The 5,756-nt window shown below is 65.1% G+C and carries 6 protein-coding genes; 1 reads left to right on the forward strand and 5 read right to left on the reverse strand.

Annotated elements, in window-relative coordinates; genetic code table 11:
* Positions 1-53: 53 nt before the first annotated feature.
* The 5 genes from CF70_RS27450 to CF70_RS27470 all read right to left on the reverse strand — a co-directional run bounded on the left by CF70_RS27450 (position 54) and on the right by CF70_RS27470 (position 4,658).
* The gene (locus CF70_RS27450) at positions 54-755 is read right to left on the reverse strand and encodes an ABC transporter ATP-binding protein (RefSeq protein ID WP_414629482.1); all 702 of its coding nucleotides are present in this window, start codon (positions 753-755) and stop codon (positions 54-56) included.
* A 5-nt stretch (positions 756-760) separates the two neighbouring features.
* Positions 761-1,528, reverse strand: a complete 768-nt coding sequence (locus CF70_RS27455; RefSeq protein ID WP_035872504.1) for an ABC transporter ATP-binding protein — start codon at positions 1,526-1,528, stop codon at positions 761-763.
* Positions 1,525-2,508 (reverse strand): branched-chain amino acid ABC transporter permease, encoded by a 984-nt coding sequence (locus CF70_RS27460; RefSeq protein ID WP_414629481.1) that lies wholly within the window; start codon positions 2,506-2,508, stop codon positions 1,525-1,527. The genes CF70_RS27455 and CF70_RS27460 overlap by 4 nt, the downstream gene beginning before the upstream one ends.
* Positions 2,508-3,365 carry a branched-chain amino acid ABC transporter permease gene (locus tag CF70_RS27465; protein WP_035872515.1) on the reverse strand — a complete coding sequence of 286 codons (858 nt, stop codon included), beginning with the start codon at positions 3,363-3,365 and terminating at the stop codon, positions 2,508-2,510. The genes CF70_RS27460 and CF70_RS27465 overlap by 1 nt, the downstream gene beginning before the upstream one ends.
* 87 nt (positions 3,366-3,452) lie before the next feature.
* Positions 3,453-4,658: an ABC transporter substrate-binding protein gene (locus CF70_RS27470; RefSeq protein ID WP_035872523.1), complete on the reverse strand. Its 1,206-nt coding sequence runs from the start codon at positions 4,656-4,658 to the stop codon at positions 3,453-3,455.
* Between the two features lie 292 nt (positions 4,659-4,950).
* Here CF70_RS27470 and CF70_RS27475 point away from each other — a divergent pair.
* On the forward strand, positions 4,951-5,756 hold an 806-nt coding region (locus CF70_RS27475), incomplete at its 3' end, for a FadR/GntR family transcriptional regulator (RefSeq protein WP_035872527.1).

Consider the following 5,756-nt stretch of genomic DNA (forward strand, 5'->3'; position numbering starts at 1 on the left):
TGTGCTTGTGCTTGTGCTCGTGGTCGTGCTCGTGCTTGTAGATGTCCGGCGGATCAGGCCGCAAGGCCCACGCCGAGATAGCGGTCCTTTACCGCCTCGTCCTCCCGGAACGCGGCATTGCTCCCGCTGTAGACCACCGTCCCTTGCTCCAGGATGAAATGCCGGTCCGCCAGCTGCATGCAAACCTCCAGGTTCTGCTCCACCAGCAGGATCGATACGCCGGCCGCCTTGATCATCCTGAGCTGCGCCACGATCTCCTCGACGATGACCGGCGCCAGGCCCTCCACCGGCTCGTCCAGCATCAGCAGGCGCGGGTGGTTCATCAGCGCGCGGCCAATGGCGAGCATCTGCTGCTCGCCGCCGGACAACTGCGCGCCGCCGTTGCGGCGCCGCTCGCGCAGGCGCGGGAAGATGCGGTAGATATCGTCCAGCTGCCACGGCGACGCCTTGCGCGCGCCGAGCTTGAGATTCTCTTCCACGGTCAGCAAACGGAAGATGCCGCGATGCTCGGGCACCAGGCAAAGCCCATCCGCCGCGATCCGGTGCGGCTCCATGCCGGCGATGTCGCGACCCTGGAACAGCACGCGTCCGCCACGCGGACGCACCACGCCGGCGATGGCCTTCAGGGTGGTGGATTTACCGGCGCCGTTGCGGCCCAGCAGGGTGACCAGTTCGCCGGCGCCGACCGCCAGCGATACGCCTTGCAGCACATGGCTTTTATCGTAGTAGCCGTGCACGTCCTGGACGTCCAGCATCGTCGTCATTTGCCGCCTCCGGTGATCATATTGCCCAGGTACGCCGCCCGCACGCGCGGGTCATTGCGCACCGCGCCGGGCGTGCCTTCCATCAACACCTTGCCCTGCTGCATCACGGTCACGGTGTCGGAAATATCCATGACGATATCCATATTGTGTTCGATCAGCACCACGGTGTGATCCGCGCTCAAACCGCGAATCAGGTGCTTCATCGCGGCCAGGTCGTCGATCCCCATGCCGGACGTCGGCTCGTCCAGAAAGATGGCGCGCGGCCTTGCGGCCAGCGCCATGCCCACTTCCAGCCGCCGCTGCTGGCCGTGCGACAGCGTGCCGGCTTCCGCGTTGGCGACGCGGGTCAGCTCCAGCCGTTGCAGCACGCTGTCTACGGTATCCGCGCAAGCCAGTTGCCCCAGCGGCCGCCGCCAGCAATCCATCGCGCGGCGCGGGCTCGTTCCGAGCGCCGCCAGCCGCAGGTTCTCCCGCACAGGGAGATGCGTGAACAGGCTGGTCACCTGGAACGAACGCGCGATGCCGCGCTGCACGCGCTGGTAATCCGGCTCGCGTGTCACGTCCTTGCCGTCGAATACGATGGTTCCCGCGGTCACCGTGCCGGTCCCCGTGAGCATATGGAACAGCGTGGTCTTGCCGGCGCCATTGGGACCGATCACTGAATGCACGGTGCCCGGCATCACCCGCAGGTCCACGCCGCCCAGCGCGTTGAACTTGCCATAGGACTTGGTAATCCCGCGCGCTTCCAGAATCGCCGTAGTCATGCCTGTTCCTCCTGTCCGATCGGCTTCGCCGGTTCGCGGCCCATCTTGCGCCACAGCATCTCGCCCAGACCCCACAGCCCGCGCGGAATAAACAGGCTGACCGCGATCAGCAGGAAGCCGAGCAGCATCAGCCAGCGCGGCCACAAGGTCGACAGCCAGTCCGACAGCAGCACATAGAAGGCCGCGCCCAGCACCGAGGCAAAGGCGTTGCCGGTGCCGCCGATGACCGTCATGATCAGGATCATCTCGCTGGTGTGATAGTCGATATTGGTCAGCGGCGCGATGCCCATCAGCATGGCGTGCAGCGCGCCGGCCAGCCCGGTGATCGCCCCCGACAGCACGAAGGCCATCAGCTTGAAGTACCTGACGTTGTAGCCGACCGCCTGCGCGCGCTCCTCGTTGTTGCGGATCGCGAGCAAAGTGCGGCCAAACACGGACTCCGTCACGCGCAGCACCAGGAAAAACACCAGCAGGAACAGCACCGCGACAAAGCCGTAGAACTGCCACGGCCCGGCCAGCGAGCCCAGCTCCGTGCCGAACAGCGAGACCGGCGGGCGCGGGATATCGAGCAGGCCGTTGTCGCCGCCGGTCAGGTCGGGCGTGGTGTAGGCGAGGAAGTAGAACATCTGCGCGAATGCCAGCGTGAGCATCACGAAGTACGTGCCGCGCTGGCGAATGGCGAACCACCCGACCAGCGCCGCCGCCGCCGCGCCCAGGACGATGGCAAGCACCAGCGCCAGCGGCAAAGGCAGCGCCAGGCGCGTCAGCGCGATGCCCAGGCCATAACTGCCGAGGCCGAAGAAGATGCCCTGCCCGAAGGAAAGCAGCCCGGTGTAGCCAAGCAACAGGTTGCAGGCCATCACTGCCATGGCATAGACCAGCACTTCCGTGGCCAGCGTGCCGGAGCGCATCGTGAGCGGCAGCACCAGGGTCACGCCCAGCGCCAGCAACCAGAAGCGATAGCGTTTGAGCATCTCCATCATCCTCTCCCCAGCAAGCCATGCGGGCGCAGCAGCAGCACCGCGGCCATGGCCACATAGATCATCAGCCACGCGCCTTCCGGCCACAGCGTGCTCATCAGGCTTTGCACCACGCCGACCAGCACGCCGCCCACCAGCGCGCCGGTGAAACTGCCCAGCCCGCCCACTACCACCACCACGAACGCCACGCCCAGCGCCTCCACGCCCATGAACGGCTCGGCTCCCCGGATCGGCGCGGCCAGCACGCCGGCGATAGCCGCCGTGGCCGCGCCCAGCGCGAACATCAGGCTGAACAGGCGGAAAATGTTGATGCCGAGCAGCGACACCATCTCCGTCGATTCACTGCCCGCGCGCACCGCGCTGCCCAGGCGCGTGCCTTCCAGCAGCCACCACAAGCCGACCGCCAGCAGCGCGGTGAAGCCGATCACGAACAGCCGGTACTTCGGATAAACGAAGCTGCCCCACATCACCACGCCCTGCAGCGATTCGGGTGGCGCCACATTGACGCCGAGCGGGCCCCAGCTGGTGATGATCAGCTCCTGCGCGACCATTGCGAGGCCGACCGTGACCAGGATATGGAACTCATGCGGGAGCGCGTACACGTGCCGCAGCATGACCTTCTCGGTCAGCCAGGCAAACGCGCCGACCAGCAGCGGCGCGGCGGCCAGCGCGACCCAGAAGTTCAGGCCAAGCTGCAAGGCCTGGAAGCAGAGGTAAGCACCCAGCGCATAGAATGCGCCGTGGGCGAAATTGACGAAGCGCAACAGGCCGAAGATGATCGACAAACCCACTGCCAGCAGGAAGTAGAGCATGCCGATGCCAACGCCGTTGACCACCTGCAACAGGTAGACGTTCATGGGCTTGAGCGGGAAGCTTGGACGGGAAGGATGGCCCTGGTGCGCCCCGATGCCGGGGCGCACGGCCTGTAGCTTGCAGGCGGCCCGTCAGGCCATCTTGCACAGGGTCTTGTCGACGGGCAGGAAGGACTTGCCGGCGCTGATCACCTCGGCGTAGTCGTCCTTGTCCTTCATGCGGCTCTTTGCCTTGCCCTTGAGCAGGTAGTAGTCCTTGATGACCTGGTGGTCGGCCGCGCGCACCTCCTCGGATCCGGTCAGGCCGTCGTACTTCATGCCCTCGATGGCGGCCACCACGGCCTTGGGATCGGCGGTGCCGGCCTTGATCATGCCGTCCAGCATGATCTTGGTGCAGATATAGGAACCGGCCAGGCTGTAGTTCGGATTGCTCTTGAAGCGCGCGTTGCTCCGTTTGACCAGGTCGCGGTTCAGCGGCGAATCCGCGCCATGCCAGTACTGGGCGCCGAAGTACACGCCTTCGCACAACTCCGGCCCCAGCGATTCGAACTGTTCCAGCCCGGACGCCCAGGCCACCAGGATCGTGGTGTCCTTCTTCATGCCGAAGCTCGCCGCCTGGCGCAGCGTGTCGGACGACTGCTGGCCAAAGTTCAGGATCAGCAGCACATCCGGCTTGGCCGCCAGCGCGTTGGTCAGGTAGCCGCTGAATTCCTTCTCGTTGAGCCCGTGATAGCTGTTGCCGACGTGCTCGATGCCCTTTTCCTTGAAGACGTTCTTTGCCGCCGACAGCAGGCCTTCGCCGAACACATACTGGGGCGTGATGGTGTACCAGCGCCTGGCCTTGGGCATGGCCTCGATCAGCGGCCGCACGGTGCGCTCGATGGCCCCGAAGGTGGGCACGGACCAGCGGAAGGTGGCGCGGTTGCAGTCCTTGCCGGTGATCTCGTCGGCACCGGCGGTGGTGACGAATACGCCGCCGAATTTCTCCGCCTCCTTGCCCATGGCCAGCGACTCCGACGACAGGATGCCGCCGGCAAAATAGCGCGCCGCGTTCTTCTGCGCCAGCTCCTGCATCTTGCGCACGGCGGTGGCCGGCTTGCCTTCGGTATCCAGCACGCTGTAGCGCAGGCTCTTGCCAAGCACCTTGTCGTATTGCTCCAGCACCAGCTTCATGCCCAGGTCGGCAAACTTGCCGTTGGCGGCGAAGGGGCCCGACATCGGCACCGGGCAGCCAAGCTCGATCACGTCACCCGCGGCCGCCAGCGCGGAGCGGGCGTGCACGAGTGCGGCGGGGACAGCGGACAACGCCGCCAGCTTCAACAGGTTACGACGATTCATGTCTCACTCCTCTCGATGGGGATAGCCACCCAGGATGGCCGGTAGCCGCCGCGTCAGCGCGCGGACATCCTCCAGCCTTTTATGCTATTTATCATGATAAATAGGTGAGACGATAGTAGGAGGCGCTTCTTTCAAAGTCAATAGGAGGAAACGCAGCAAGGCGTACGGCGGCGGCGCGCACCAGCGGCGCTGGCGGCGGCAATCGCAGCCTGTAGAATTGGACCCGGCGTGGCCTGGCCGGCAGCAGCAGACTGGACCGGCGGCACGCGGCAATCAAAGGGATGGAAACAACATGGCACCGCTACGTGGCGAAGGCGCCAGGACGATCGAGATTCGCAAGCAGAAGCGCGCCGACCTGGTTGCCGAAGAACTGAAACGCCTGATCACGCAGAAGAACCTGCGCCCCGGCGACAAGCTGCCGCGCGAGATTGCCCTGCAGCAAATGTTCTCCGTGAGCAAGAGCACGATCCGCGAGGCACTCAAGTCGCTCGAAGTACAGGGCCTGGTCAGCGTGAGCACCGGCCCGTCGGGCGGCGGCACCATCGTCGAAGTGCAGCTGGACCGCACCTTCCAGCTGATGCAGAACTACCTGTTCTTCAAGGACATCGGCATCGCCGATATCTACACCGCGCGCAAGCTGCTGGAACCCGAGCTGGCCGCGGGCGCGGTGCCACACCTGACGGAAGAGGATTTCGCCGCGCTGGAACGCACCATCGACCAGTGCGATCCGGCCTCCGCCGCCGCGATCGATCCGCTGAACCAGCGGCAGGAAGACCTGAGCTTCCACGACATCCTGGCAGCCGCCAACCCGAACCCGATGCTGCGCTTTTGCTGCGAGCTGATCAATGAAATGATCCGCCACCTGGTGGTGTTCGGCAACGACACGCCAACGTGCGAACACGAGCGCTTCGGCGCGGCGAACGTCAAGTTCCACAAGAAGATCCTGGCGGCGGCGCGGGAACGCGATGTGGAGAAGGTGCGTTCGCTGATGCTGGCGCATATGGAGGAATGTACGCGATATGTTACGCGGATGAATGGCAGGATTAATGGGAGGTTGGTTTTGGATTCGGAGATGCCGCGGAGGGGGAAGGGGGGGCG

This window comes from Cupriavidus sp. SK-3, from assembly GCF_000611145.1.
Classification (GTDB): domain Bacteria; phylum Pseudomonadota; class Gammaproteobacteria; order Burkholderiales; family Burkholderiaceae; genus Cupriavidus.

Coding starts and splice junctions, on each gene's coding strand:
- CF70_RS27455 (WP_035872504.1), bottom strand. CDS start 1,528: ATGACTACGGCGATTCTGGAAGCGCGCGGGATTACCAAGTCCTATGGC.
- CF70_RS27465 (WP_035872515.1), bottom strand. CDS start 3,365: ATGAACGTCTACCTGTTGCAGGTGGTCAACGGCGTTGGCATCGGCATG.
- CF70_RS27460 (WP_414629481.1), bottom strand. CDS start 2,508: ATGGAGATGCTCAAACGCTATCGCTTCTGGTTGCTGGCGCTGGGCGTG.
- CF70_RS27450 (WP_414629482.1), bottom strand. CDS start 755: ATGCTGGACGTCCAGGACGTGCACGGCTACTACGATAAAAGCCATGTG.
- CF70_RS27470 (WP_035872523.1), bottom strand. CDS start 4,658: ATGAATCGTCGTAACCTGTTGAAGCTGGCGGCGTTGTCCGCTGTCCCC.